This window comes from Micromonospora sp. LA-10, from assembly GCF_051853095.1.
GTDB lineage: Bacteria > Actinomycetota > Actinomycetes > Mycobacteriales > Micromonosporaceae > Micromonospora > Micromonospora echinospora_A.
Genome location: NZ_CP195710.1, coordinates 1603161 through 1626107, shown reverse-complemented (window position 1 = coordinate 1626107; position 22947 = coordinate 1603161). Strand labels below are relative to the sequence as shown.

The window sequence follows — 22947 nt, the reverse complement described above, 5'->3', positions numbered from 1 at the left end:
CGCCCACTGGCGGCCGTCGAGAAGAGGGATAGAGAAGCCATGCCGGACCCGCAGAACCGCCCCCTTCCGTTGGCGGGCAAGGTCGTCCTCGTCGTCGGCGCCAGCGCGGGCATCGGCGCCGACGCCGCCCGGGTGTTCGCCGCCGACGGCGCCTCACTGATGCTCGTCGCCCGCTCCGAGGGGCCACTGGAGAAGGTCGCCGTGGAACTCGCCTCGGCCGGGCACGACGTCGACCACGTCACCGGCGACATCTCCGTGGCCCGCGACGTCGCCCGCGTCGTGGACCGGACCGTCGAGCGGTTCGGCCGGCTCGACGGCGCCTTCAACAACGCCGCGATGACGCAGGGCGGCCGGCTGGACCAGGTCCCCGAGGAGGACTTCGACCGCATCATGGCGGTGAACGTCAAGGGCACCTGGTTGTGCGTCCGCGAACAGGTGCGGGTGATGCTCGGCCGGGGCGCCGGCTCGATCGTCAACGTGAGCAGCATCGGCGGGCTGCGGGGCAGCTCCGGCCTGGGCGCGTACCAGGCGACCAAGCACGCGGTCATCGGCCTGACCCGCACCGCCGCGCACGACTTCGGCCCGCTCGGGATCCGGGTGAACGTGATCGCGCCCGGCCCCACCGAGACGCCGATGCTGGCCCATACCCGGCTGGCGATCCCCGGCGGGGTCGAGGCCCGGATCGCGGCGACCCCGCTGCGCAAGGCGGGCACCGGGACGGAGGTCGGCGCGACCGCGTCGTTCCTGCTCAGCGACCGGGCGAGCCACATCAGCGGGGCGGTCCTCCCGGTGGACGGTGGCTTCAGTGCCTGACGAGACCGCGGTGGCCGAGCCGACCGGCGACGACCTCCGCTCCGCCGCCGTGGGCACGCTCCGCCTTCCCCCGAGAATCCACTTCGGGTACGGCGCCCGCCGGCACCTGCCGGAGGTCGTCCGGGTGCACGGTCGGCGCGTGCTCGCCGTGGTCGACCCGTTCCTGGTGCGGACGCCGATCTTCCGCGAGACGGTGGATGCCCTGACCGAGGCCCGGCTGGACGTGCTCGTCCACTCCGACATCACGCCGGAACTCCCGGTCGACACCCTCGAAGCCGCGGTCGCGACCGCCCGCGACTACCGGGCGGAGGTGGTCCTGGCGATCGGCGGCGGCAGCGCGCTCGACGCCGCCAAACTGATCGCGCTGCTGTCGGCCTACGGCGGGCCGGCGCACCGCTACTACGGCGAGAACCTCGTGCCCGGGCCGATCGTGCCGCTGGTGGCGGTGCCGACGACGGCGGGCACCGGGTCGGAGGTGACACCCGTCGCGGTCGTGTCCGACCCCGACCGCGAGCTCAAGGTGGGCATCTCCAGCCCGTTCCTGGTGCCCTCGGCCGCGGTGGTCGACCCGGAGTTCACGCTCGGGACGCCCGCCACGGTGACCGCCTGGTCCGGCATCGACGCGCTGGTGCACGCGGTCGAGTCGTTCACGGCCCGGCCGGTCGACCTCGACTGGTCGGGCCTGCTCCCGGTGTTCACCGGACGCAACGTGCTGAGCGAACCGTTGGCGTTGCAGGCGGCGGCGCGCCTGGGCCCGTGGCTGCCGGTCGCGGTCCACCGGCCCGGCGACCGGCAGGCACGGCGCGAGGTGGCGCTGGGCTCGCTGCTCGGCGGGATGGCGTTCGGCGCGACCGGCACCCACCTGTGCCACGCCCTGCAGTACCCGATCGGCGCGCTCACCAAGACCCCGCACGGGCTCGGCACCGGGCTGATGCTCCCGTACGTCATCGACACGCTGATGACCCAGCCGGCGGTCGCCGCGCAGCTCGCGGCGCTCGGCGCGGCGCTCGAAGCGATCCCGGCCGCGGACGCCTCCGCGGCGCGGACGCTCGCCCGGGTGGTCGAGATCAACCGGGAGATCGGCGTGCCGCGCACGCTCGCCGAGATCGGGCTGACGCGCGGTCAGCTCCCGCAGATCGCCGAGCTGGGGCTCCGGTCCACCCGGCTGATCGCGGCCGCGCCGGTGGACCCGTCCCGCGAACTGCTGCTCGACATCCTGGAACGCGCCCACGACGGCGCCCTGGCGAATGGGAGTCTCAGGTGAACCTGCTCGCGGACCTCTTCATCGACGGGCAGTGGCGGCCCGGCTCCGACGGCCGCCGGTTCGACGTGACCGACCCCGCCGACCTCTCCACCATCGCCGAGTTCGCGGTCGCCACGGAGCGGGACTGCATGGACGCTGTCGACGCCGCGGCGGCGGCCCGGCCCGCCTGGGCCGCGACCGCGCCGCGCGAGCGCAGCGAACTGCTGCGCCGGGCGTACGAGATCCTCACCGACGAGGTGGAGGTCTTCGCCGAGCTCATGGTGCGCGAGAACGGCAAGTCGTGGGCGGACGCGATCGGCGAGGCCACGTACGCCAAGGAGTTCTTCCGCTGGTTCGCCGAGGAGGCCGTCCGGGTGCCGGGCGACTACCGCCTCTCCCCGGCGGGGGACAAGCGGATCGTCGTGGACCGGCAGCCCATCGGCGTGTCCCTGCTGATCACGCCGTGGAACTTCCCGGCCGCGATGGCCACGCGCAAGCTCGGCCCGGCGCTGGCGGCCGGGTGCACGACGATCCTCAAGCCCGCCCGGGAGACGCCGCTGACCGCCGCCTACGTGGTGGAGGTCCTGCGCCGGGCCGGCGTGCCGCGCGGCGTGGTCAACCTGGTCACGCCGGTGCCGACCGGCCCGCTGGTGAAGCGGATGATCGACCGCCCCGAGGTCCGCAAGCTCTCCTTCACCGGCTCCACCGAGGTCGGCCGCGAGCTGCTGCACGCCTGCGCCGACAGCGTGGTGAGCACGTCGATGGAGCTCGGCGGCAACGCCCCGCTCATCGTGCTGCCGGGCGCGGACCTGGACACCGCCGTGGAGGGCGCGCTGCTTGCCAAGATGCGCAACGGCGGGTCCGCCTGCACCGCGGCCAACCGCTTCTACGTCCATTCCTCCGTCCATGACGAGTTCGTCGCCCGGATGGACGCCGCCCTCGCCGCGGTGTCGGTCGGGCCGGGGCTCGACCGGGCGAACGACCTCGGCGCGCTCGTCTCGGTGGCCGAGCGGGACAAGGTGGCGGACCTGGTCCGGACCGCGGTCGCGGAGGGAGCCACAGTGGTACGCGGCGGACGGTCCGCGGCCCACGGCGCGTTCTACGACGCGACGCTGCTGACCGGCGTGGCGCACGGCTCCACCATCACCACGACCGAGATCTTCGGGCCGGTCACCGCCGTGGTCCGCTTCGACCACGTCGACGACGCGGTCCGGATGGCGAACGACACCATCTACGGCCTGTTGGCGTACGTCTTCGGCGAGGAACGGGAGGCGATGGCCGTGGCCCGGCGCCTGGAAGCCGGGATGGTGGCCGTGAACCGTGGTGTCGTCAGCGACCCGGCCGCCCCGTTCGGCGGGGTCAAGCAGAGCGGCCTCGGCCGGGAGGGCAGCTCCGAGGGCATCCTGGAGTTCCTGGAGGAGAAGTACATCGCGCTCACCGCTTGACCAGGTTGCGCAGCGCCGACAGCAGCGACCGGTGGCTGACCTCGGCGTAGATCTTCTTGTCCGGCCCGTACAGGACCACGTACGGGCACTGCTGGTCGTCGCCGCCCATGGTCTTGTCCAGCACCCGGCGCCCGGTCGCCACCTCGTACACCCGCAGGCGGTAGGTGGCCTTCAGCAGCGTCAGCGTGTCCGGCTTCGGGTCGTCGTAGCGGCACTTGCGGATCGTCGCGCCGGTACTCGTCCGGTCCAGGCAGGCGACCATCTGCACGACCTTCGGGTCCTCCGACGCCCAGGTCCGTTCCACCCGCTTCGACAGACCCTCGTCGTAGAAGTAGACCTGGTCGTGGCGGCGGCCCGTGCCCATGTCGGTGCCGACGAGCAGCGCCACCGGGTGCGGCGCCGCTCCGGTGCGCTTCGGCGACTGCGGGAAGTAGCGGACGCCGTCGCACACGTCGTTCAGGTCGGAGATCTGCGCCGCCGGGAAGTCGCTGGGCTGCGGCCCGCGCGTCGACGGCTCCGCGCTCGCCGTGGCCGCAGGCGTGGGCGTGGCGCCGGACGACCGCCAGGGCGCGACCGGTGGCGCGGCGGGCTCCGGCTCGGACGCCTGGCGCGGCGAGGAACCCAGCAGGAACGCGCTGCCGATCAGGCCCGAGCACGTCACCAGCAGCAGCACGCTCAGCGCCGCGACGGCAATGACCAGACCACGGCTGCGGCCGGTCGACGGCGGGCCGGGCGGCGGGTACGGCCCGTACGGCGGGGCCGACGCGAACGACGCCCCTGCGGTGGGCGGCGGCCCGTAAGCCGGACCCGCGGTGGGCGGTCCGTAAGGCGGACCCGGCGTGGGCGGCGGTGGCGGGCCGGTAGCGGCCGACGGCTCGCCGGCCGGCGGCATCCAGGCGGTCCCGGCCGGCTGTTCCGCGTCCCCCGCGGCTCCCTGATCGGATCCGGCCCCCGTGTCGGACATGCGCATTCCCCCGTCGAACCCGTGCGGAGCGCGCAATTTATCAGGATCCGCCGCCCGCAGATGCCCGTACTAGATGGTTGCGCTACCTAGATGGCGGCGCTACCGTCGTCCGCTGTAGACGTCGCGTCAGGAGCGGGATGAATCAGGAACGGCGGGCGCAGTGGCTGCGCGGGGTGCTCGATCTCTGCGTGCTCGCGCTGCTGAGCCGGGGCGAGTCCTACGGCTACGAGCTGTCCCAGGCGCTACGGGCCCACGGCCTGGGCGCCGTGCAGGGCGGCACCCTCTACCCGGTGCTGCTGCGGTTGCAGCGCTCCGGCCTGCTCACCGCGCACTGGCGGGAGGGCGGCACCGGCCCCGCGCGCAAGTACTACCGGATCAGCCCGGAAGGCAGCGCGGCGTTGCGGTCGGCCGCGATCGACTGGAGCGCCTTCGCGTCGAGCGTGGGCACGATACTGAGCGAGGAGCCGAAGCGGTGAACCACGACCTCTGGCTCGCCGCCCTCACCGGCGAGCTGCGCCGGCACGGGGTGGGGCCTGATCTGACCGGTCACGTCGTCGCCGAGGCGGCCACCCATCTGCTCGACAGCGGGGAGCCGCCGCTGCGGGTCTTCGGCGCGCCGCAGGCGTACGCCCGGGCGGTGGTCGACAGCCTCGGCGGCCCCGACGTACGGCCGCCGCGCCGCCAGCCCGGACCGGTACGGCTCACCGCCCGGGGCATCACGAAGCGTTATCGCGGGCGGACCGTCCTGGACCGGGTCGACCTCACCGTCCGGGCGGGCGAGATCGCGGCGGTGGTCGGCGCCAACGGCGCCGGCAAGAGCACGTTCCTGCGGATCTGCGCCGGCCTGCTCAGCCCGGACGCGGGCACCGTCGAGGTCCACGGCACGCTCGGCTACTGCCCGCAGGACGGCGGCACCGCCGAGTTCCTCAGCTCCGACGAGCACTTCGTGCTGATCGGCGCGGGCCGAGGGCTGGGCCGGGCGGCGGCCCGGCGCGCCGGGCGCGCGGAGGCGGCCGGTCTGGAGTGGACGCCGCCGCGACGCACCCAGGCCCGGCACCTGTCCGGCGGTACCCGGCAGAAGCTCAACCTGGTGCTGGCCCGCCTCGGCGAGCCGGACGTGCTGCTGCTCGACGAGCCCTACCAGGGGTTCGACCGGGGCACGTACCTCGACTTCTGGCACGAGGTGTGGCGGTGGCGCGACGCCGGCAAGGCCGTCGTGGTCGTCACCCACCTGCTCAACCAGCTCGACCGGGTCGATGTCGTGCTCGACCTGGCCGGGGAGCGTGACGCGTGAGCCGGACCCTGGTGGTGGCCGAGGCCGCCCTGCGCGAGCTGCTGCGCCGCCGTACCGTGCTGGTCATCCTCCTGCTGATGCCGCTGGCCTTCTATCTGAGCCGCCGCGGGGACCACCTCGGGCAGTCGATCCGCTTCGTCTGCCTCGGCCTGGGCTGGGCGCTGAGCACCGCCGCGCTGTTCGCGGGCAGCGCGGCGCGCGGCATCGAACCCCGGCTGCGTCTCTCCGGCTACGGCAGCCGGCATCTGGTGCTCGGCCGGCTGCTCGCCCTCTGGACCGTCGGCGTCCTGCTCTCCACCCCGTACTTCCTGCTGATCCTGGCCGACCAGCGCGACGTCCGGTACGGCGCGATCGCGCTGATCATGGCGCTGACCGTGTTCGTGGCGGCGCCGTTCGGCCTGCTGCTCAGCGCCGTGCTGCCCCGCGAGTTGGAGGGCACGCTGGTGCTGCTGACAGTGGTCGGCCTCCAGATGGTGATGGACCCGGCGGGCAGCGCCACCCGGGCGCTGCCGTTCTGGTTCAGCCGGGAGCTCGCCACGTACGCCATCGACCACACCGGCGGCGGCTACCTCACCCGCGGGCTGGCACACGGGCTCTTCTTCGCGACCGCCCTCACCCTTGCGGTCGTGGTGGCCGCCGCGGTACGGCTGCGGCAGCGCCGGCACCTGCGGCTGGCCACCTGACCCTCGCGCCCGGCGGACGGGACCGGGCCGCCGGGCGTGGCAGGATCGGCCGGGTGCAGATCGGGTTGCTCGGGCCGTTCCAGGTCACCACGGACGGCGGCGTCCCGGCCGACGTGCCGGGCGCACGGCTGCGAGGGCTGCTGGCCGCCCTCGCGCTCCAGCCCGGCCGCGTGGTCCCGAAGTCGGCGCTCGTCGACTGGATCTGGGGCGACCAGCCGCCCGCCGACGCCGCGAACGCGCTGCAACGCCTGGTGTCCCGCCTGCGTAAGGCGCTGCCGGCGGGCGCCGTCGACGGGCTGCCGGACGGTTACCGGCTCGCCGTCGAGCCCGACGCCGTCGACGCCGTACGGTTCGAACGTCTCCTGCTCCGGGCCCGCGACGCCGACCGGCCGCAGCGGGTACGGCTGCTGCGCGAGGCGCTGGACCTGTGGCGCGGCGACGCGTTGCGCGACGTCGGCCTGCCCGGCAGCGCGGCGCTCGACGCGGCGGCCATCCGGCTGGAACGGCTGCGCCTGAGCGCGACGGAGGACCGGTTCGACGCGGAGGTCGGACTCGGCGACGAGACCGGCCTGGTCGCGGAACTGACCGACCTGGTGGCCGCGCATCCGGTGCGCGAGCGGCTGGCCATGGCGCTGATGCGCGCGCTCGCCGCGACCGGCCGCGACAGCGAGGCGCTGCTCGTCTACCGGCGCACCGCGGACGCGCTCGCCGACGCGCTCGGCGTCGACCCGTCACCGGAGCTGTCGGCGCTGCACGTCGCGTTGCTGCGCGGCGAGACGGGACGCCGGGACCGGCCCCGCCGGAGCAACCTGCGCGCCGAGCTGACCAGCTTCGTGGGCCGCGACGACGACCTCGCCGCGGTCGGGGCGCTGGTGACCGAACACCGGCTCACCACGCTGACCGGCCCGGGTGGCTCGGGAAAGACCAGGCTGGCCACCGAGACCGGACGCCGGATGACCGGCGACCTGCCCGACGGCGTGTGGCTCGTGGAGTTCGCCAGCATCGGTGCCGACGGCGACGTGGTGCAGGCGACGCTGACCGGGCTCGGCCTGCGCGACGCGCTGCTGGGCGAGCAGCCGGGCACGGAACCGGTGGACCGGCTGATCGCGGCGATCCGGGACCGGGACATGCTGCTGATCCTGGACAACTGCGAACACGTCATCGGGCCGGCGGCGGCGCTGGCCCACCGGCTGCTCGGCGAGTGCCGGCGGCTGCGGATCCTGGCCACGAGCCGGGAACCGCTCGGCATCACCGGGGAGGCGTTGTGGCCGGTCGCGCCGCTGGGCCTGCCGGACCCCGACGCCGGGCCCGCCGAGATCGCGTCCTCGCCCGCCGTGCGCCTGCTGCGGGACCGGGCCGGCGCGGTACGCCGCGACCTGGTGTTCGACACCCGCACCGCTGCGACGATGGCGCGTGTCTGCCGCGCTCTCGACGGCGTGCCGCTGGCCATCGAGCTGGCCGCGGCGCGGCTGCGCACCATGTCCGTCGAGCAGTTCGCCACCCGGCTCGACGACCGATTCGTCCTGCTCACCGGCGGCAGCCGGACCGCACAGCCCCGGCAGCGGACGCTGCGCGCGATGGTCGACTGGAGCTGGGAACTGCTCACCGACGCCGAACGCGCGGTCCTGCGCCGCCTGTCGGTGTTCTCCGGCGGGGCGAGCCTGGAGGCGGCCGAGCGGGCCTGCGCCGGCGGCGCCGTCGAGCCGGGAGACGTGCTCGACCTGCTCACCGCGCTCACCGAGAAGTCGCTGCTGGTCGCCGCCGGGGACGCCGGGCCGCGCTACCGGATGCTCGGCACGATCAAGGAGTACGCCGCGCAGCGGCTCGCCGAGGCGGGGGAGTCGGACGCGACCCGCCGCGCGCACCTGGCGTACTTCACCGAGCTGGCCGAGACGGCCGAGCCGCGGCTGCGCCGCGCCGACCAGCTCACCTGGCTCGCGCGGGTGGAAGCCGAGCACGACAACATCACCGCCGCGATGCGCGGCGCGCTCGCGGCCGGCGAGGGGCGCGAGGCGATGCGGCTCGCGGCCGGGGCCGGCTGGTACTGGTGGCTGGGCGGCCACCGCACCGAGGGCATGGAACTGGTCGTCGCGGCCACCGCGACGCCGGGCGAGGCGCCCGACGACACCCGCGCCGTGGTGTACGCGCTGGTGGTGCTCTTCCTCAGCTCCGGACCGGGCGACGCGCAGCACGCGGCGGAGTGGATCCACAAGGCGTACCGGTTGAGCGGCGAGGGTCGCGGCGGCCACCCGGAGCTGGCCCTGGTCGTGCCGATGGAACGGATGCTGCGGGAACCGGACGCGCTGCTGCCCGCCTGGGAGTCGCTGCTCGACCACGAGGACCCGTGGGTACGCGCGCTGGCCCGCCTGCACCTGGGCAAGCTGCGGGTCATCCTCGGCATCGAGGCGGCGCACGCGGAGGCGTGCCTGCGGCAGGCGCTCGCCGAGTTCCGGGCGGTGGGCGAACGCTTCGGCATCTCGTTCGCGCTCAGCGAGCTGGCCGAGCTGATCGTCGTACGCGGGGACGTCGCCGCCGCCTGCGACTACTACGAGCAGGCGGTCACGGCGGTCACCGAGGTCGGCGCCGTCGAGGACGTGATCCGGATGCGGGCACGGCTGGCCTGGCTGTACCGGCTGGGCGGCGACGAGGCGGCGAGCGCCGCCGCGCTGGCCGAGGCGCACCGGCTTGCCGCCGGGGTCGCCTGGCCGGGCGCCCTGGCCGAACTCGCGCTGGTCCGGGCGTACCTGGCCCGCCACGACGGTGACGCGGACGAGGCGTACGCGCAGCTGCGGTCGGTGTCGGCGCTGCTCGGCGACGAGGCGGACCTGGCCAGTGTCCGGGCGGGCACCCAGGATCTGCTGGGCTACCTGACCGACGACGTCGAGCTGTCGCGTACCCATCGGGCGGCGGCGTGCCGCGCGGCGCGCGAGGGCGGCTACGCGCCGCTGACCGCGCAGGTGCTCGTCGGTGTCGCGGACCTGGCGGTGCGGCTGGACCGGCCGGACCAGGCGGCGCGGCTGCTCGGCGCCGCCACGGCGGTACGCGGGCAGCCCGACCGCACCCACCCCGACGTGCCCCGGATCGAGGCGGCGGCGCGGGACCGCCTCGGCGACGCGGGGTTCGCCGAGGCGGTTGCACAGGGCCGGGAGACCGGCTGGGAGCGGCTGGCCGAGGTCACGCTCGCTTCGTGAACGTGGACCGCGCCCACAGGTAGCCGACCACCGCGATGCCGGCGCACCAGGCGAGCGCGGGGATCACGTCGCCGGCCGACGGCGCGCCGTCGAGCAGGCCGCGCAGCGTCTCGATGATCGGCGTGAACGGCTGGTACTCGGCGAACTGCCGCACCCCCGGGCCCATCTTGTCCGCGGGCACGATGGCGCTGCTGAAGAACGGCAGCAGGACCAGCGGCACGGCGGCCATGCCCGCCGACTCCGGCGACTTCGCGAACAGGCCCAGCGCGACTGTGAACCAGCTGACGGCGACGCTGAGCAGCACCACCATGCCGGCCACGCCGAGCCAGTGCAGGGGGTCGGCGGCCGGGCGGAAGCCGAGCAGGAACGCCACACCGACCAGCGCCGCGACCGCGAGGACGTTCGTCAGCACGGTGGCGACGACGTGGCCGGTCAGCACCGCGCCCCGGGAGACGTGCATGACCTTGAACCGGTTGATGACGCCCTTCGTCATGTCGGAGCTCACCGACGTGGCGGTGCCGCCGAGGCCGTAGCAGACCGCCAGCAGCATCAGGCCCGGCGTCGCGTAGTCGACGTAGTCGACGCCGACGGAGAACGCGTCGCCGAGCATGTACACGAACATCAGCATCACGATGATCGGCATCAGCACGGCGTTGAACACCGAGGTCGGGTTGCGGCGCAGGTGCGTCAGGTTGCGGCGCAGCATGACGACCGAGTGGTTGCTGCTCATTTCGCGGCCACCTCCGGGGTACGGCCCGTCAGGGCCAGGAACACGTCGTCGAGGTCGGGGGTCTGCACGGACAGGTCGTCGGCGTTGATGGCGTGCGCGTCGAGCCGGTCGAGCAGGGCGCGCAGCGAGGCGGTCCCGCCGTCGCCCGGCACCCGCAGGGCCAGCGCCTCGTCGTCGCGTACCGCGTCGGGCAGCACCCGCGCGGCCGCGTCGAGTTCGGCGGCGCTGCCGAACCGCAGCCGCACGTGCGTGCCGGGGATCCGGCGCTTCAGTTCCTCCGGCGTGCCCTGGGCGACCAGCCGGCCCTGGTCGAGCACCGCGATCCGGTCGGCGAGGCGGTCGGCCTCGTCGAGGTACTGGGTGGTGAGGAAGACGGTCACGCCACCTGCGACCAGTTCCCTGATGATCGACCACATGGTGCGCCGGCTGCGCGGGTCCAGCCCGGTCGTCGGCTCGTCCAGGAAGATGATCCGCGGCTCGCCGACCAGCGTCATCGCCAGGTCCAGCTTGCGGCGCATGCCCCCGGAGTACGTCGACACCAGTTTGTCGGCGGCCTCGACCAGGTCGAACCGTTCCAGCAGTTCGGCGACGACCCGCTTGCCGGTCACCCGGTTGCGCGGGCCGAGGTCGACCATCAGTTGCAGGTTCTCCCGCCCGGTGAGCAGTTCGTCCACCGCCGCGAACTGCCCGGTCACGCCGATCGCCGCGCGGACCGCCCGGGCCTCGGTGACCACGTCGTGCCCGGCGACCCGCACCGACCCGGCGTCGGCGCGGATCAGCGTGGTCAGGATGTTGACGGCCGTCGTCTTGCCGGCGCCGTTCGGGCCGAGCAGGCAGAAGATCGTGCCGGCGGGAACGTCCAGGTCGATGCCGTCGAGCACCACCTTGTCCTTGTACGCCTTGCGCAGTCCGGAGACCGCTATCGCTGAACTCGTCATGCGACCACCATGGGCGGCCGTGCCGCCACCGCACTGACACGGCGCTGACACGGCCGCTGACAGCTTGTCGGTGGGTCGTCGTACGGTCCCGCCGTGGATCGAGAGACGTTCTGGAAGATCGTGGAGCGGGCGCGTAGCGCCGCGGGAGGCGAGACGATCACTGCCGAGGGGGCCGACGCGGTGGCCCGGCACCTGGTCGCGGAGCTTTCGGCGCTGAGTCCGGCGGCGATCGTGGGCTTCCAGCAGGCGTACGACGACGTGAATCTGGAGGGGTGGCGCTGGGACCTGCGGGCGGCGGCCTATCTCCTGCGCGGCGGCTGCTCGGACGACGGGTTCGACTACTTCCGCGGCTGGCTGGTCGCGCAGGGCCGGGCGGTCTGGGAACGGGCCGTCGCCGATCCCGACTCACTCGCCGACGCCGGTGTCGACCCGGACGACGACGCGGTCGAGTGTGAGGCGGTGCTGGGCGCGGCGGGCGACGCGTACGCCGAGGCGACGGGCGGTGGCACCGACACGTTCTGGGAGGCGCTCGACGCCGCCGGCCGGGCTGCTCCCGACCGGACACCGGCCGACCCTGCCGGTGAGGACTTCGACTTCGACGACGACGAGCAGATGCGCCTCCGTCTGCCGCGCCTGGCGGCGATCTACCGGCCGGTGGAGTGAGGTGGCTCGACCCGATCCGGTTAACCGCTGGTCCGCCGCGGGCCGGGTGGGCGAGCATTGTCGGCATGGCCGGGACGACGGGTACGAGGCTGCCGCTGCAGGGCGGTCTGCCACCCGGCGAGGCGCTGACCGGCGCGGTGCTGGAGATCGCCTGCGACGAGTCGGGGTTCTCCGGCACCAACCTGCTCGACCCGGCCACGCCGGTGATCGTGCACGCCAGTGTCGACCTGAGCCGCGACGAGGCCGCCGAGCTGATCCGTACGCTGCGGTCCGGGTTCCGGTTCTCGCCCGACGAGGTCAAGTCCCGGCAGTTCCTGCGCCGCCGCGAGGCCGCCGAGGTGGTGGAGTGGTTCCTGGCCGCGCTGCGCGGCCGGGCGCACGTGCACCTGGTCGACAAGGAGTTCTTCCTCGCCACCCGGGTCGTCGACCTGCTGCTGGCGCAGCCGTCGTACGCGGCGGGCACCCGCCTGACCGGCGACCGGCGTCCGGCCGCGGCGGCGCTGCACCGGGCCGGGCGGGCGGCCGGGCCCGACTGGGCCGGCTTCCTCGCCGCCGTGGTCGAGATGCTGCGCACCAAGCGACGGGACCGGGCGGACGACCGGAGCGTGCAACGGTTCTTCGCCGCGCGGGACGCGCTGCGGCGCAACGTCGGCGACGAGGCGGCCGGCGCGGTTCTCGACGCGCTCGATGCGGCCCGGGTGGCAGCCGTGCAGGCCCGGTTGTACGCGGGCGACCGGACGATCCCGCCGCCGCTGGAACCGCTACTGCCGGCGCTGGCCGAGACCGTGCTGCACTGGAGTGCCGGCCGGCGGCGGGTGCTGGTGATCCACGACGAGCAGAGCGCGCTCACCGGGGACCGCCTGCGCCGCCTTCAGGCGGCACTGGCCGCGGGCGACCCGGCCGGCCCGTCGCCGCTGGCCGGGCTGGTGATGACCGACTCGCGCGACGACCCGCGCGTGCAGGCCGCCGACCTGCTCGCCGGGGTGGCCCGCCGCATGCCCGGCGTCCCCGGCGACGGGCCGCTGCGCCCACTGCTGTCCCCGCCCACCCCGAACGCCGTCGCCGTGGCGGCGGAGCAGGAGCCGGCGTGATCCTCGACGGCGTGACGCCTCGCCTCGGAGCGCACTGCGAAACCACCACGCTCGGCGTGCTGACCCGGCACGCCGGTCTGGACCTGTCCGAGCCGATGCTGTTCGGCCTCGGCGAAGGGCTCGGCTTCGTCTACTGGGACGCCAAGGGCATGGACGTGCCGTTCCTCGGCGGGCGTACGAAGCCGCTGTGCGTGACCCGGGCCGCCGCCGACCGCCTCGGCCTGGACCTGCGGGTACGGGAGACGACGTCGGCGGCCAGGGCGTGGCGCAACGTCACCGACGCGCTGGACGCCGGGCAGCCGGTCGGCCTGCAACTCGACTCGTACCACCTGGACTACTTCACCACGAAGGTCCACTTCGGCGGGCACACCGTCGCGATGTACGGCTACGACGACACCCACGCCCACCTGGTCGACACCGCCCAGCAGGGCGGCGCGGTGACCACCACGCTGGACAGCCTGGCCCGGGCCCGCGCCGCGCGGGGGCCGATGACCGCGCGCCACCTGTCGTACACGCTCACCGCGCCCGCCGGCCCGCCGGACCTGGCCGCCGCCGTCCGCGCGGCGGTACGCGCCAACGCCGAGGCGTTCCTCCACCCGCCGATCGCCAACCTCGGCCACCGGGGGATCGCCACCGCCGCCGCCCGGGTGACGCGCTGGCTGGACCGCGCCGCCGACCCGGCACGCGACCTGCCGCTGGCCGCGACGCTGATGGAACGCGGCGGTACCGGCGGTTCGCTGTTCCGCGCCATGTACCGGGACTTCCTCGCCGAGGCCGCCACCGTCACCGGCGACGCCGATCTGCGCCGGGCGCAGCTGAGGTACGCCGAAATCGCCCCGCTGTGGACCGCCGTCGCCGACCAGATCGCCACCGCCGGACGGACCGGCGACGCGGTCCACCTGACCCGCGCGTCGGCGATCCTGGCCGACCTGGCCGTCCGTGAACGCGAGGCGATGACGGTGCTGGCCGCAGTGGACGCCGGGTAGCCGTCAGCCCAGCTGCTCGGCCAGCGCCACGATGACGCCCGCCGGGCCGCGCAGGTAGCAGAGCCGGTAGACGTCCCCGTAGTCCGCCACCTCACCGATCAGCTCGCCGCCGTGGGCCCGCAGCCGGGCCACCGTGTCGTCGACGTCGTCCACGGCGAACATGACCGACCGCAGGCCCAGCGTGTTCGGCGGCGCGTCCGCCGGTTCGGCGGCGACGAGCGCCGGCGACCGGAACCGCGTCAGTTCGAGCTTGCCGTGGCCGTCGGGCGTCCGCATCATCGCGATGTCGACACGCACGCCGTCGATGCCGTTGACCCGGTCCACCCACGGCCCCTCGACCGGCATCTCGCCCTCCACCTCCATCCCCAGTTCGGTGAAGAAGGCGATCGCGGTCGGCAGGTCGTCCACCACGACGCTGACGTGGTCCATCCGCTGAAGCGTCACGCCCCGAGCATAGGGCGACGCCCGGCCCGGTCAGCTCATGTCGAGCGTGTACGCGGCCTCCCGCACGTCCGCGTCCGGATGGCGGCGCAACCCGATCAGCAGGTCCCGCCACGGCGTCTTCCAGCCGAAGACCGACCCGTGCGCGACGAGCGCCACCGCGAACAGCCCACCGGCGAGGTCGCCGCGCCCGCCGAGGTGCGCCACCGTGTCGGCGAGGACCGCCGGGTCGGGCCGCTGCCGGATGTCGCGCAGCCGGTAACCGACGTGTTCGGCGGTGCGGACCGCGACCACCGGCCGGCCCGCGCAGAGCGTGGCGATCTCGTCCAGGTTGTCCAGCCGGCCGAGGTCGACGAGCAACCGGGTGGCCGTACCCAGGAAGCCGTCCTGACCGGCGAGCCACCGCGCGGCCGCGACCAGCCCGGCCCGGTCGGCGTCGGCGGGCCGGGTGCCGGACCACAGGGCCGCGCCTACCGCGAGCAGGTCGACGCGCCGCCGGGCGGGTCGGTCCGCGGCCGGTCCGCCCGGGTCCTCGTCGGCCGCGTCCCGCTCCACCAGCCGTTGCAGCGGGGCCCGGAACACCTCGTCCCCGCCGGCGCGCAGCAGGTTCGCCACACCGATGCTCGGCGTCGTCTCGTCCGGGTCGGTGAGCCGGTCCACGATCAGGTCGGTGACGCCGGTCAGCCACTGCCACCAGTTCCCGAACGCGGCGAACGCGGCGCGCCGGACCTCCCGGTCGTCGGCCCGGCACGCCGCCACGATCAGCGCGGCGTAGTCGTGTCGGTGGCGTTGCGAGATCCCGGACGGGTACGCGCCGAGCACCGCCCGCCGTTCCTCGCGGCTGGCGTGCACCGCCGTGCGCAGCACGGTCCAGCTCGCCTCGGGCCCGAGCCGCTGCCGCGCGGCGGACACGATGGCGGCGCGCACGTCGCGGTGCGCCTGCGGATCGGCGTACACGTCGGCGAGCGTCGCCAGCGCGTCCACCGGCGCGTAGCGGGCCAGGAGCCGGGCGGCCTCCTTGCGGCTGGTGACCTTCGCGGCGCCGGTCAGCACCCCGCCCAGCAGTTCGGCGAGCCGGGTCGGCGGGACGTGCCGGGCGGCCCGCCCGGCGGCGTACAGCGCGACGCGCGCCCGGTCGCTGTCGGCGTAGCGGAGCAGCAGCGGGAACGCCTCGTCCGGCCGGTCGGTCCGGACCAGCGCGCCGAGCGCCGCCTCGGCGACCGGCACCTCGGACGCGTCGAGGTGGCGCAGCACCAGCTCCCGTCCGGCCGGGCCGGCTCCGGCGGCGGCCTGGATCGCTGCCGCCCGCTGCCACACCCGGTGACCGGAGTCGGCGATGAGGCGGGCCTGCAGCGCCACGAAGCGTTCCTGCTGGCGGGGGAGCCACCGCTGGGCGTGCGGCGCGGTGTCGGGCACCCACCGCTTTCCCTTCTCCACGAACCGGCCGCGTGGGGGCCGGTTCAGCACCCGGTCGAGCAGATCGGTGCGGGACGTGCAGATCGTCGTCCACACCTCGTGGATCGTCACCGTCGAGGCGTCGATGTCGAGGACCTTCTCGACGCGCCGGGACCGGGTGCGCCGGTCGGCGAGCCAGAGTCCGACCGCCGTACGGGCCACCGGGTGCACCGTGTTCGGCCCGATCGCCCGGCGCAGCAGGTCCTGCAGCTCGGGCAGGCGCCAGGCCCGCCGGCCGAGCGCGTGGGTGAGCGCGAACAGCAGCCCGTACCGGGCGCGTGCCATGCCGGCTTCGAGCCGGCCGCGCAGCCGGTCGAACACCACCGTCTCCTGGCCGCGCCGCAGCACCGTGTCGAGCCGGCGCAGGATCGGCACGTTCGCGTCGCTGCTCACCAGGTCGATCGTGAGCAGCGCCCACTCGGCCAGTTCCGGCACGTCGACGTGGTACGTGAGCGTGTCGGCCGCGAGCCGGCTCAACGCGTTGGTGGTGGCCGCCGAGGTGTCCCGGGCGTCGACCACGTCGGTGGTGAGCCCGGTCAGCCCGCCCGCGTTCGTGGCGGTGAGCAGCGGCGCCACAGTCGTCAGCGCGGTGAGCGCGGCGGCGCGTACCGGGTCCTGCTCGTTGCGCAGCCGGCCGAGCCGGACCACCACCTGGGCCACCGTGCGCGGGTCGCGGGAGCGTCGCGCGGCCGCCACCAGCAGCCGCCAGCCGTCCGCCCGTTCGTCCGCGTCGCCCGAGCGCAGCGCCGCGCTCGCCGACGCGGACGCCTGCGGCCACGGCAGGTACGCGCTCCAGAACCGCACCTGCTCCTCCCGCTCGCGGACGGCCGGCAGGGTCAGTACCCGGGCCGCCTCGCGCGCCCGCACCGCAGCCGGCAGCGCCTCCATCACCTGGGCGCCGGGCAGCAGCGCCGTGGTGTCGGTGTCGGCGAACGCGGCGTCGTACAGCTCGGCGCGCCGGCTGGGCGCGACCGCGCGCAGCAACGCGGCGAACGCGTGGTCGTGCTCCCGTAGCCGGGCGGCCAGCGGGACCAGCTCCCCGGTGGGCACCGGGGCGAGGCGGCGCAGCAGCGCCCGGGGCAGCGCGGTCCGGGCCAGCCATGCCGCCCGGGCCGGCGGCGTGAGCAGGCGTACGACCCGGCTCGCGTCGTGTGCGGCGAGCCGCCCGTACGCGACGAGCGGGCCGGGCAGCGACTCCTCGGGCGCGTACCGGTCGAGCAGGTCCAGCGCCCGTGCCGGGTCACCCCGCAGCACCGCGCCCGCGACCTCGGTCCAGATCTGCGAGCGCGACTCGGGCGGGGCCGCGGCCAGCCGCTCGTCGGCGCGCGCCAGCACGATGGCGGGGTGCGCCCGCATCAGCCGTTCCGGGTTCAGCGCGTGTTCCAGGTCGGGCAGCCAGGCCCGTACCGTGTCGGGGCCGCAGGCCGGCAGCAGCGCGACGGCCTCGTGGTCGCCGAACCGGTCGCGCACCGCGGTGATCAGCGCGTCGGCGACGGCCGGCGCCGGACGTCGGCGCAGCGCCCGGTAGACCCGCCGCCGGGCGATCGCCGGGCGGTCGGTCAGGTCGGTGGGCGGCGCGCCGGCCCGCACGGAGGCGGTCAGCGCGGCGGCGCTGATCGAGGGGTCCGGGTCGCCGATCGTGGCGACGACGGCTTCGATGTCGCGGGTGACGGTCGCGGCGAGCAGGGCGAGCCGCCGTTCGTAGGGGCCTTGTGCGCGCAGGTCGGCGCAGACCTGCCGGCGGTCGGGGGCGGTGCGGGCCCATGCCACGAGGCGCCGGGTTCGCTCGCGGTGCGACAGCGGATCGAGCGACGACAGCAGAGCGCGGGTGGCGGTGAGCACGGCGCCCATTGTGCCGGTGGAGCGGCCCGCGCGGGTGCCCTCGACGGCTATTACGCAATTCCTATTGGAATTGTAGATTTTCAGCGTACTCCCAGGTAGTCGGGATTGACATCAAAAGGACCGTCGGGGATATTCCTAGCGGCGCGTCGGGGCGCGGGGCGGAGCAGGCGGAGTCTGCGGATTTCACCTGCGTGACGTGCGTGAAGCTGTCGTGCTGCCCCTGTTCGCCGGGGGTCCGGATGAGGTTGGACAATGATTAATCGGGCCGTCGAATTCGCCAAGCACAATTCGCCGAATTCCCTGCGCGTCAAGGCCCGGCGGGCGCAGATGGAAGCGCGCAACGCCCGCATGCGGCTCACCGTGCCGGTGGTGGCGCGCAGCGAGTTCGACAACATCTTCCACTGCACCGTCCGTAAGACCGGCAGTCAGTGGATCAAGGCGTTGTTCAGCGACCCGGCCGTCTACCGCCACTGCGGGCTGCTGCCCTACGACCCGCGCTTCTACTCCGGCGGCGCGACCGCGCCGGTGCCGGCCGGCCGCGTCGGCCTGGCCATCTTCCTCTCCCACAAGCGGTTCGAGGCCGTCCCCAAGGCCGGCACCTACCGCGCGTTCTTCGTGATCCGCGACCCGCGCGACGTGGTCGTGTCCAGCTACTTCTCGCTGCGCAACTCGCACGCCCCGATGGGCGACATCCCGCAGGCGCGCAAGGCCCTCCAGGAACTGCCGAAGAAGGAGGGCATGCTCTACGTCATCGACCGGCTGCGGGACAAGAAGCAGTTCGGGCAGATGCGATCCTGGGCGGTCGCGCCGAGCGCGGAAACCTTCCGGCTGTTCCGCTACGAGGACCTGACCGGCGAACGCCAGACCGAAGAGGTCGACCAGCTTCTGCGGCACTGCGGGATCACGCTGCCGCCGGCCGAGCTGGAGGCGCTGCTGGCCCGCTACAGCTTCACCAAGATGAAGAAGTCCAAGGAGACCCCGGGGCGGATCTCCCACTACCGCAAGGGCGCGTCGGGGGACTGGCGCAACCACTTCGACGACGACATCTACGCCGCGTACACGGCCGCCGCCGGTGACCTCGCCGAGATCCTCGGCTACCCCGCCCGCGACGAGACCCCCGCCCGCTGACGACCGCCGTATGCTCCTGCCGTGGAGCTGCGGTTCACCACGCGGGCGTCCGACTCGGCCTGGATCGACACCGTGTGGACCTGCGTCAGCGACCGGGTCGACGAGATGACCTCGGTGGCGACGCCGTGCTGGGGACTCGTGTTCTGGCAGCGTGACGGGCGCTCCTACGCGGCCGTCTCCGGCCCCGAGACCGCGACCGGCGCCGCGCCGGTGCCCGAGGGTGCGACATTCGTCGGCATCGAGTTCGCGGTCGGCACCTCGCTGCGGCTCGTACCCACGCCCGCGCTCGTCGACAGCGGCGCCGAACTTCCCGACGTGACCCGCCGGACGTTCCGGCTCGACGGCGGGCGGTGGGAGACACCCGGCCCCGACGACGCCGAGACCCTGGTCGAGCGCCTGGTCCGCGCCGGCGTGGTGATCCGCGACCCGCTCGTCACCGAGACCCTGCGCGGCGGCCGTCCGCCCGCCTCACCCCGCACCCTCGAACGCCGGTTCCGCGCGGCGACCGGGCTGACCCGGGGCGCGGTGCGACAGATCGAGCGGGCGCGCCGCGCCGCCGTGCTGCTGGCCGCCGGCGGCCCGCCCGCCGACGCGGTCACCACCTTCGGGTACGTGGACGAACCGCACCTGGCCCGCGCGCTGCGCCGGTACGTCGGACGGACGGCCGGTGAGCTGCGCGCGGGCGCCGGTGGCGCGATCGCGCTGGACCCGGCTCAGCGGGTCACGTCGTAGATCAGCTTGACGACGCCGTTGGGGTAGGCGGCGCTGTCGCGCAGACGCAGCGTCTGCCGGTCCCGGTCCGCCCGGGTGAACAGGCCCTTGCCGGCGCCGAGCAGCACCGGGAAGACGAGCAGGTGGTACCGGTCGATCAGGTCCGCCTCGGCGAGCCGGCGGGCGAGTTCCGCGCTGCCGTGGATGAAGATGTCGCCGCCGTCGCCCTGCTTGAGCGCTGCGACGTCGGCGGTCGAGCGCAGGATCGTCGCCGGTCCCCAGCCGTCGACCAGCGCGTCGTCGGGCAGGCCGGACGACACCACGTACTTCGGCAGGTCCCGGTAGGCGGCGTGGTCCTCGGAGTCGCGCCAGGTGGGCGCGAACGCCTCGTAGCTGCGCCGGCCGAACATCAGCGCGCTGGTCTGCGCCAGCTCCTCGCCCTTGAGCGAGAACGCCTCCGGCAGGAACTCGACGTCCTTGACGACCCAGCCGCCGCTGCGGTGCTCCTCGCCCGGCCCGCCGCCGGGGGAGTCCACCACGCCGTCGAGCGACATGAATCCGGTGTACACAAGATCACGCATGCGGCCATGCTAGGAACGCCCGCGACGTGCTGTCTTGTACGGAACCGACACGGCTTCAGCAGCCGCACGACGCCCCGGCCGGCGCGGTGAGGTCGTCGGCAGGCCGCCGGACGAGCCCCGCGACGGCGCGTACCGGGAAGCCCTCCCGCACCCAGTACTCGTATCCGCCGATCATCTCCTTGACGGGGCGGCCGAGCCGGGCGAACTCCAGCGCCGCGCGGGTGGCGCCGTCGCAGCCCGGCCCCCAGCAGTAGGTGACCACTGTGGCGTCCGCCGGGATCAGTTCGGCGGCCCGGTCGGCGATCTGCGCGGTGGGCAGGTGGACGGCGCCGGGGATGTGCCCCTGCCGCCACGCCGCAACGGAGCGCGAGTCGACCACGACCAGGCCGGTCACGCCCGCTTCCAGATCGGCGTGCACGTCGCTGACGTCGGCCTGGAAGGAGAGCCGGGCCGCGTAGTGGGCGACGGCGTCGGCGGGGCGGGCGGCGGGGATGCGCAGGACGTTCGACATGGCACCCATCGTGCCGACCGTCGTCCGGCCGCCCCAGTGGCGTGAGCGCCGCCCTTCGCTAACATCCCGCCATGAGCCGTGCGACCGTGTCGGTGCTGGCGTACGAGGGCATGTCGGCGTTCGAGACCGGCATTGTCACGGAGGTCTTCGGCCTGCCCCGCCCGGAGTTCGACGTCGGCTGGTACGAGCTGACCGTCTGCGCGGAGACACCCGGCGCGGTGCGGCTGGTCGGTGGCGCCACGCTGCACACCGACCACGGCCTCGACGTGTTCGCCGCCGCCGACACGCTGATCGTGCCGGGCGTCGCCGACGTGCACGCCGACCCGTCACCCCGGCTGACCGGCGCGTTGCGTGCCGCCCACCGGCGTGGCGCACGGATCGTGTCGATCTGCTCGGGCGCGTTCGCGCTGGCCGGCGCGGGCCTGCTGGACGGCCGGCGGGCCACCACCCACTGGCGGTACGCCGACCTGCTCGCCCGGCGTCACCCGGCGGTCCGCGTCGACCCGGACGTGCTGTACGTGGACGACGGGGACGTCCTCACCGGCGCGGGCAGCGCCGCCGGTCTGGACCTCTGCGTCCACCTGGTACGCCGCGACCACGGGCCGACGATCGCCAACGCGGTCGCCCGCCGGCTGGTCGTGCCGCCGCACCGTGACGGCGGTCAGGCGCAGTTCATCGAGGCGCCGGTCCCGGACGACCCCGGCGACGACCGGCTTGCCGCCAGCATGTCGTGGGCGCTGGCGAACCTGACCGCCGAGATCACCGTGGCCCGGCTGGCCCGGCAGGCGCACATGTCGCCCCGCACGTACCTGCGGCACTTCGCGCGGGCCACCGGCACCACCCCGATCCGCTGGCTGATCGACCGGCGCGTCCAGGCCAGCCTGCCGCTGCTGGAGACGACAAGCACGCCGATCGAGGAGATTGCCGCCACTGTGGGGTTCGAGACGGCGGTGACGTTCCGGCACCACTTCACCGCCGCGATGCGGACCTCGCCGTCGGCGTACCGCCGGGCCTTCACCGGGGTGTCCGGTGGTGCTCACGCCCCGGGCAGCGGGACGACGTAGGAGTCGACGCGGGCGATGAGCCCGTCCCGGAACGTGAACAGGTCGTTGAAGGCGAACCGGAACGGCCCGTGCGCGACGGTGGCGCCCCGACCCTCGCCGGTGACCACGACGACCGGCCCGTCCTCGAGCACGCGCTCGACGTCGAGCTGCGGGCTGCCGGTGAACGCCGGGTTCTCGATCTCGCCGTCGAACTCCGCCCGGCCCCGGGTGGTCCGGTGGCCGTGGATGACCCACTCGACGTCGTCGGTGAGCGTGGCGAGGATGCGCTCGTGGTCGCTGGCCCGGAAGCCGTCGAAGTATTCGGCCACCAGGTCACGCTGGGTTGTTCGGGGCACTGCCGCCTCCGTCGTCGTCGGGTCGCAGGTGCGCGGCGAGCGCGTCGAGGATGGACGCGAGCCCGTCGGCCGCCTGGTCGGTACGCAGCTCCGGCGGGAGCTTGCGCTGGTGCACAGTGAGATCCGTGCCGTCGCGCGCGGGCCGGAGCGTGACAGTCGTGCGCAGGCCGGTGACCGGCTCGTCGAAGACCAGCTCACGCGGCGGGTCCACGCTGACGTAGACGAACCGCAGCCGCCCGGTCCGGCCGTCCGGCGCCCGGGTGTCGAGCGCGAACTCGCCGCCCGGCCGCAGGTCGACGGTCACCGAGTCCGGCGGCACGTCGGCGTGCGAACCGCCCCAGAACGCCGCGATGCTCGCCGGTGAGGTGAAGGCCTCCCACACCCGTCCGGGCGCGGCGGGCAGGTGCCGCCGGGCGATCAGCTCGTCGCCGTGCCGTTCGGTACGGGTCCTCACCGGGTCGCCTCCGGCCCGGCGAGGTGCTCCTCCAGCGCGTCGAGTCGGTCGTCCCAGGCGCGGCGCTGCTCGTCGATCCACGAGCCGAGCCGGGTGAGCTGGTCGACGCGCAGCCGGCAGGGCCGCCGTGTGCCCTCCCGTCGCTGCTCGACCAGTCCGCAGCGGCGCAGCACGCCGACGTGGTGGGAGATGGCCTGCGGTGTCAGGTCGAACGGCTCGCCCAGCTCGCCCACTGTGGCCTCACCGCGCGCGAGCCGGGTCACCAGGGCGCGGCGGACCGGGTCGCCGAGCGCGGCGAAGGCGAGGTCGAGGTCGAGGTCCGGATCGGACTGCATGGCCTCACGCTATCGCAAACACTCGTTTGCGCAAACAACCCCTTGCAGA

23 protein-coding genes are annotated in these 22947 nt (G+C 74.4%); 13 read left to right on the top strand and 10 right to left on the bottom strand.

The features are described from left to right. Positions 1 to 39: 39 nt before the first annotated feature. Genes ACSDG8_RS07605 through ACSDG8_RS07595 form a run of 3 tightly spaced genes read left to right on the top strand, consistent with a single transcriptional unit; the run spans position 40 to position 3501 of the window. Positions 40 to 813, top strand: coding sequence for an SDR family NAD(P)-dependent oxidoreductase (locus ACSDG8_RS07605; RefSeq protein WP_210899346.1), 774 nt, complete (start codon positions 40 to 42; stop codon positions 811 to 813). Next, a complete protein-coding gene (locus ACSDG8_RS07600; protein WP_210899344.1) occupies positions 806 to 2077 on the top strand; it encodes an iron-containing alcohol dehydrogenase in 1272 nt (423 codons plus the stop codon). The genes ACSDG8_RS07605 and ACSDG8_RS07600 overlap by 8 nt, the downstream gene beginning before the upstream one ends. Next, a complete protein-coding gene (locus ACSDG8_RS07595) occupies positions 2074 to 3501 on the top strand; it encodes an NAD-dependent succinate-semialdehyde dehydrogenase (protein WP_307856291.1) in 1428 nt (475 codons plus the stop codon). Before ACSDG8_RS07600 ends, ACSDG8_RS07595 begins: the two co-directional genes overlap by 4 nt. On the opposite strand, the gene ACSDG8_RS07590 is transcribed toward ACSDG8_RS07595, so the two are convergent. Further along, positions 3491 to 4465, bottom strand: coding sequence for a hypothetical protein (locus tag ACSDG8_RS07590; protein WP_210899342.1), 975 nt, complete (start codon positions 4463 to 4465; stop codon positions 3491 to 3493). The genes ACSDG8_RS07595 and ACSDG8_RS07590 overlap by 11 nt on opposite strands. Before the next feature lie 137 nt (positions 4466 to 4602). Here ACSDG8_RS07590 and ACSDG8_RS07585 point away from each other — a divergent pair, with 137 nt between their 5' ends. The 4 genes from ACSDG8_RS07585 to ACSDG8_RS07570 are packed head-to-tail and all read left to right on the top strand — an operon-like array spanning position 4603 to position 9633. Beyond that, the gene (locus ACSDG8_RS07585) at positions 4603 to 4941 is read left to right on the top strand and encodes a PadR family transcriptional regulator (protein WP_073827383.1); all 339 of its coding nucleotides are present in this window, start codon (positions 4603 to 4605) and stop codon (positions 4939 to 4941) included. Continuing rightward, on the top strand, positions 4938 to 5759 hold the full coding sequence (locus ACSDG8_RS07580) for an ABC transporter ATP-binding protein (RefSeq protein WP_210899340.1): 822 nt from the start codon (positions 4938 to 4940) through the stop codon (positions 5757 to 5759). Before ACSDG8_RS07585 ends, ACSDG8_RS07580 begins: the two co-directional genes overlap by 4 nt. Continuing rightward, on the top strand, positions 5756 to 6442 hold the full coding sequence (locus ACSDG8_RS07575; protein WP_210899338.1) for a hypothetical protein: 687 nt from the start codon (positions 5756 to 5758) through the stop codon (positions 6440 to 6442). Before ACSDG8_RS07580 ends, ACSDG8_RS07575 begins: the two co-directional genes overlap by 4 nt. Positions 6443 to 6495: 53 nt before the next feature. Continuing rightward, entirely contained in the window at positions 6496 to 9633 is a 3138-nt protein-coding gene (locus ACSDG8_RS07570; RefSeq protein WP_210899336.1) for a BTAD domain-containing putative transcriptional regulator, read from the top strand. On the opposite strand, the gene ACSDG8_RS07565 is transcribed toward ACSDG8_RS07570, so the two are convergent. Further along, a complete protein-coding gene (locus tag ACSDG8_RS07565; RefSeq protein ID WP_210899334.1) occupies positions 9617 to 10363 on the bottom strand; it encodes an ABC transporter permease in 747 nt (248 codons plus the stop codon). The genes ACSDG8_RS07570 and ACSDG8_RS07565 overlap by 17 nt on opposite strands. After that, positions 10360 to 11301: an ATP-binding cassette domain-containing protein gene (locus tag ACSDG8_RS07560; protein WP_210899332.1), complete on the bottom strand. Its 942-nt coding sequence runs from the start codon at positions 11299 to 11301 to the stop codon at positions 10360 to 10362. The genes ACSDG8_RS07565 and ACSDG8_RS07560 overlap by 4 nt, the downstream gene beginning before the upstream one ends. A gap of 93 nt (positions 11302 to 11394) precedes the next feature. Here ACSDG8_RS07560 and ACSDG8_RS07555 point away from each other — a divergent pair, with 93 nt between their 5' ends. The 3 genes from ACSDG8_RS07555 (at position 11395) to ACSDG8_RS07545 (ending at position 14041) form a co-directional block, all read left to right on the top strand. Next, positions 11395 to 11964, top strand: a complete 570-nt coding sequence (locus ACSDG8_RS07555; protein WP_210943258.1) for a DUF4240 domain-containing protein — start codon at positions 11395 to 11397, stop codon at positions 11962 to 11964. Positions 11965 to 12029: 65 nt separating this feature from the next. Next, positions 12030 to 13055, top strand: coding sequence for a DUF3800 domain-containing protein (locus tag ACSDG8_RS07550; RefSeq protein ID WP_210899328.1), 1026 nt, complete (start codon positions 12030 to 12032; stop codon positions 13053 to 13055). Then, positions 13052 to 14041, top strand: a complete 990-nt coding sequence (locus tag ACSDG8_RS07545; protein WP_210899326.1) for a BtrH N-terminal domain-containing protein — start codon at positions 13052 to 13054, stop codon at positions 14039 to 14041. Before ACSDG8_RS07550 ends, ACSDG8_RS07545 begins: the two co-directional genes overlap by 4 nt. 3 nt (positions 14042 to 14044) lie before the next feature. Here the strand turns inward: ACSDG8_RS07545 and ACSDG8_RS07540 are convergent, their stop codons facing one another. Together ACSDG8_RS07540 and ACSDG8_RS07535 are read right to left on the bottom strand one after the other, a co-directional pair. Then, on the bottom strand, positions 14045 to 14470 hold the full coding sequence (locus ACSDG8_RS07540) for a VOC family protein (protein WP_210899376.1): 426 nt from the start codon (positions 14468 to 14470) through the stop codon (positions 14045 to 14047). A gap of 45 nt (positions 14471 to 14515) precedes the next feature. Then, positions 14516 to 17788 (bottom strand): hypothetical protein, encoded by a 3273-nt coding sequence (locus ACSDG8_RS07535; protein ID WP_210943257.1) that lies wholly within the window; start codon positions 17786 to 17788, stop codon positions 14516 to 14518. A 243-nt stretch (positions 17789 to 18031) separates the two neighbouring features. Here ACSDG8_RS07535 and ACSDG8_RS07530 point away from each other — a divergent pair, with 243 nt between their 5' ends. Both ACSDG8_RS07530 and ACSDG8_RS07525 read left to right on the top strand, forming a co-directional pair. Then, positions 18032 to 18907, top strand: a complete 876-nt coding sequence (locus ACSDG8_RS07530; RefSeq protein WP_210899322.1) for a sulfotransferase domain-containing protein — start codon at positions 18032 to 18034, stop codon at positions 18905 to 18907. Positions 18908 to 18928: 21 nt separating this feature from the next. Then, a complete protein-coding gene (locus tag ACSDG8_RS07525) occupies positions 18929 to 19639 on the top strand; it encodes a helix-turn-helix domain-containing protein (protein ID WP_210899320.1) in 711 nt (236 codons plus the stop codon). On the opposite strand, the gene ACSDG8_RS07520 is transcribed toward ACSDG8_RS07525, so the two are convergent. Both ACSDG8_RS07520 and ACSDG8_RS07515 read right to left on the bottom strand, forming a co-directional pair. Further along, on the bottom strand, positions 19621 to 20199 hold the full coding sequence (locus ACSDG8_RS07520; protein WP_210899318.1) for a dihydrofolate reductase family protein: 579 nt from the start codon (positions 20197 to 20199) through the stop codon (positions 19621 to 19623). The genes ACSDG8_RS07525 and ACSDG8_RS07520 overlap by 19 nt on opposite strands. A 55-nt stretch (positions 20200 to 20254) precedes the next feature. Continuing rightward, complete coding sequence (locus ACSDG8_RS07515; RefSeq protein WP_210899316.1) at positions 20255 to 20719, bottom strand: rhodanese-like domain-containing protein; 465 nt, start codon at positions 20717 to 20719, stop codon at positions 20255 to 20257. A gap of 62 nt (positions 20720 to 20781) precedes the next feature. Here ACSDG8_RS07515 and ftrA point away from each other — a divergent pair, with 62 nt between their 5' ends. Further along, positions 20782 to 21774, top strand: coding sequence for a transcriptional regulator FtrA (ftrA, locus tag ACSDG8_RS07510; RefSeq protein WP_210899314.1), 993 nt, complete (start codon positions 20782 to 20784; stop codon positions 21772 to 21774). Here the strand turns inward: ftrA and ACSDG8_RS07505 are convergent. The 3 genes from ACSDG8_RS07505 to ACSDG8_RS07495 are packed head-to-tail and all read right to left on the bottom strand — an operon-like array spanning position 21747 to position 22898. Then, on the bottom strand, positions 21747 to 22109 hold the full coding sequence (locus ACSDG8_RS07505) for a nuclear transport factor 2 family protein (RefSeq protein ID WP_210899312.1): 363 nt from the start codon (positions 22107 to 22109) through the stop codon (positions 21747 to 21749). The two genes, ftrA and ACSDG8_RS07505, sit on opposite strands and share 28 nt — an antisense overlap. Further along, positions 22087 to 22563 carry an SRPBCC family protein gene (locus tag ACSDG8_RS07500; protein ID WP_210899310.1) on the bottom strand — a complete coding sequence of 159 codons (477 nt, stop codon included), beginning with the start codon at positions 22561 to 22563 and terminating at the stop codon, positions 22087 to 22089. The genes ACSDG8_RS07505 and ACSDG8_RS07500 overlap by 23 nt, the downstream gene beginning before the upstream one ends. Next, positions 22560 to 22898 carry an ArsR/SmtB family transcription factor gene (locus ACSDG8_RS07495; protein WP_210899308.1) on the bottom strand — a complete coding sequence of 113 codons (339 nt, stop codon included), beginning with the start codon at positions 22896 to 22898 and terminating at the stop codon, positions 22560 to 22562. The genes ACSDG8_RS07500 and ACSDG8_RS07495 overlap by 4 nt, the downstream gene beginning before the upstream one ends. Between the last annotated feature and the right edge of the window lie 49 nt (positions 22899 to 22947).

Bases quoted from the DNA above. Each gene is read 5' to 3' on its own strand.
- ACSDG8_RS07560 (WP_210899332.1), bottom strand. From the start codon at position 11,301: ATGACGAGTTCAGCGATAGCGGTCTCCGGACTGCGCAAGGCGTACAAG.
- ACSDG8_RS07515 (WP_210899316.1), bottom strand. From the start codon at position 20,719: ATGGGTGCCATGTCGAACGTCCTGCGCATCCCCGCCGCCCGCCCCGCC.
- ACSDG8_RS07585 (WP_073827383.1), top strand. From the start codon at position 4,603: ATGAATCAGGAACGGCGGGCGCAGTGGCTGCGCGGGGTGCTCGATCTC.
- ACSDG8_RS07590 (WP_210899342.1), bottom strand. From the start codon at position 4,465: ATGTCCGACACGGGGGCCGGATCCGATCAGGGAGCCGCGGGGGACGCG.
- ACSDG8_RS07520 (WP_210899318.1), bottom strand. From the start codon at position 20,199: ATGCGTGATCTTGTGTACACCGGATTCATGTCGCTCGACGGCGTGGTG.
- ACSDG8_RS07540 (WP_210899376.1), bottom strand. From the start codon at position 14,470: ATGGACCACGTCAGCGTCGTGGTGGACGACCTGCCGACCGCGATCGCC.
- ACSDG8_RS07535 (WP_210943257.1), bottom strand. From the start codon at position 17,788: ATGGGCGCCGTGCTCACCGCCACCCGCGCTCTGCTGTCGTCGCTCGAT.
- ACSDG8_RS07565 (WP_210899334.1), bottom strand. From the start codon at position 10,363: ATGAGCAGCAACCACTCGGTCGTCATGCTGCGCCGCAACCTGACGCAC.
- ftrA (WP_210899314.1), top strand. From the start codon at position 20,782: ATGAGCCGTGCGACCGTGTCGGTGCTGGCGTACGAGGGCATGTCGGCG.
- ACSDG8_RS07605 (WP_210899346.1), top strand. From the start codon at position 40: ATGCCGGACCCGCAGAACCGCCCCCTTCCGTTGGCGGGCAAGGTCGTC.
- ACSDG8_RS07550 (WP_210899328.1), top strand. From the start codon at position 12,030: ATGGCCGGGACGACGGGTACGAGGCTGCCGCTGCAGGGCGGTCTGCCA.
- ACSDG8_RS07530 (WP_210899322.1), top strand. From the start codon at position 18,032: ATGATTAATCGGGCCGTCGAATTCGCCAAGCACAATTCGCCGAATTCC.
- ACSDG8_RS07495 (WP_210899308.1), bottom strand. From the start codon at position 22,898: ATGCAGTCCGATCCGGACCTCGACCTCGACCTCGCCTTCGCCGCGCTC.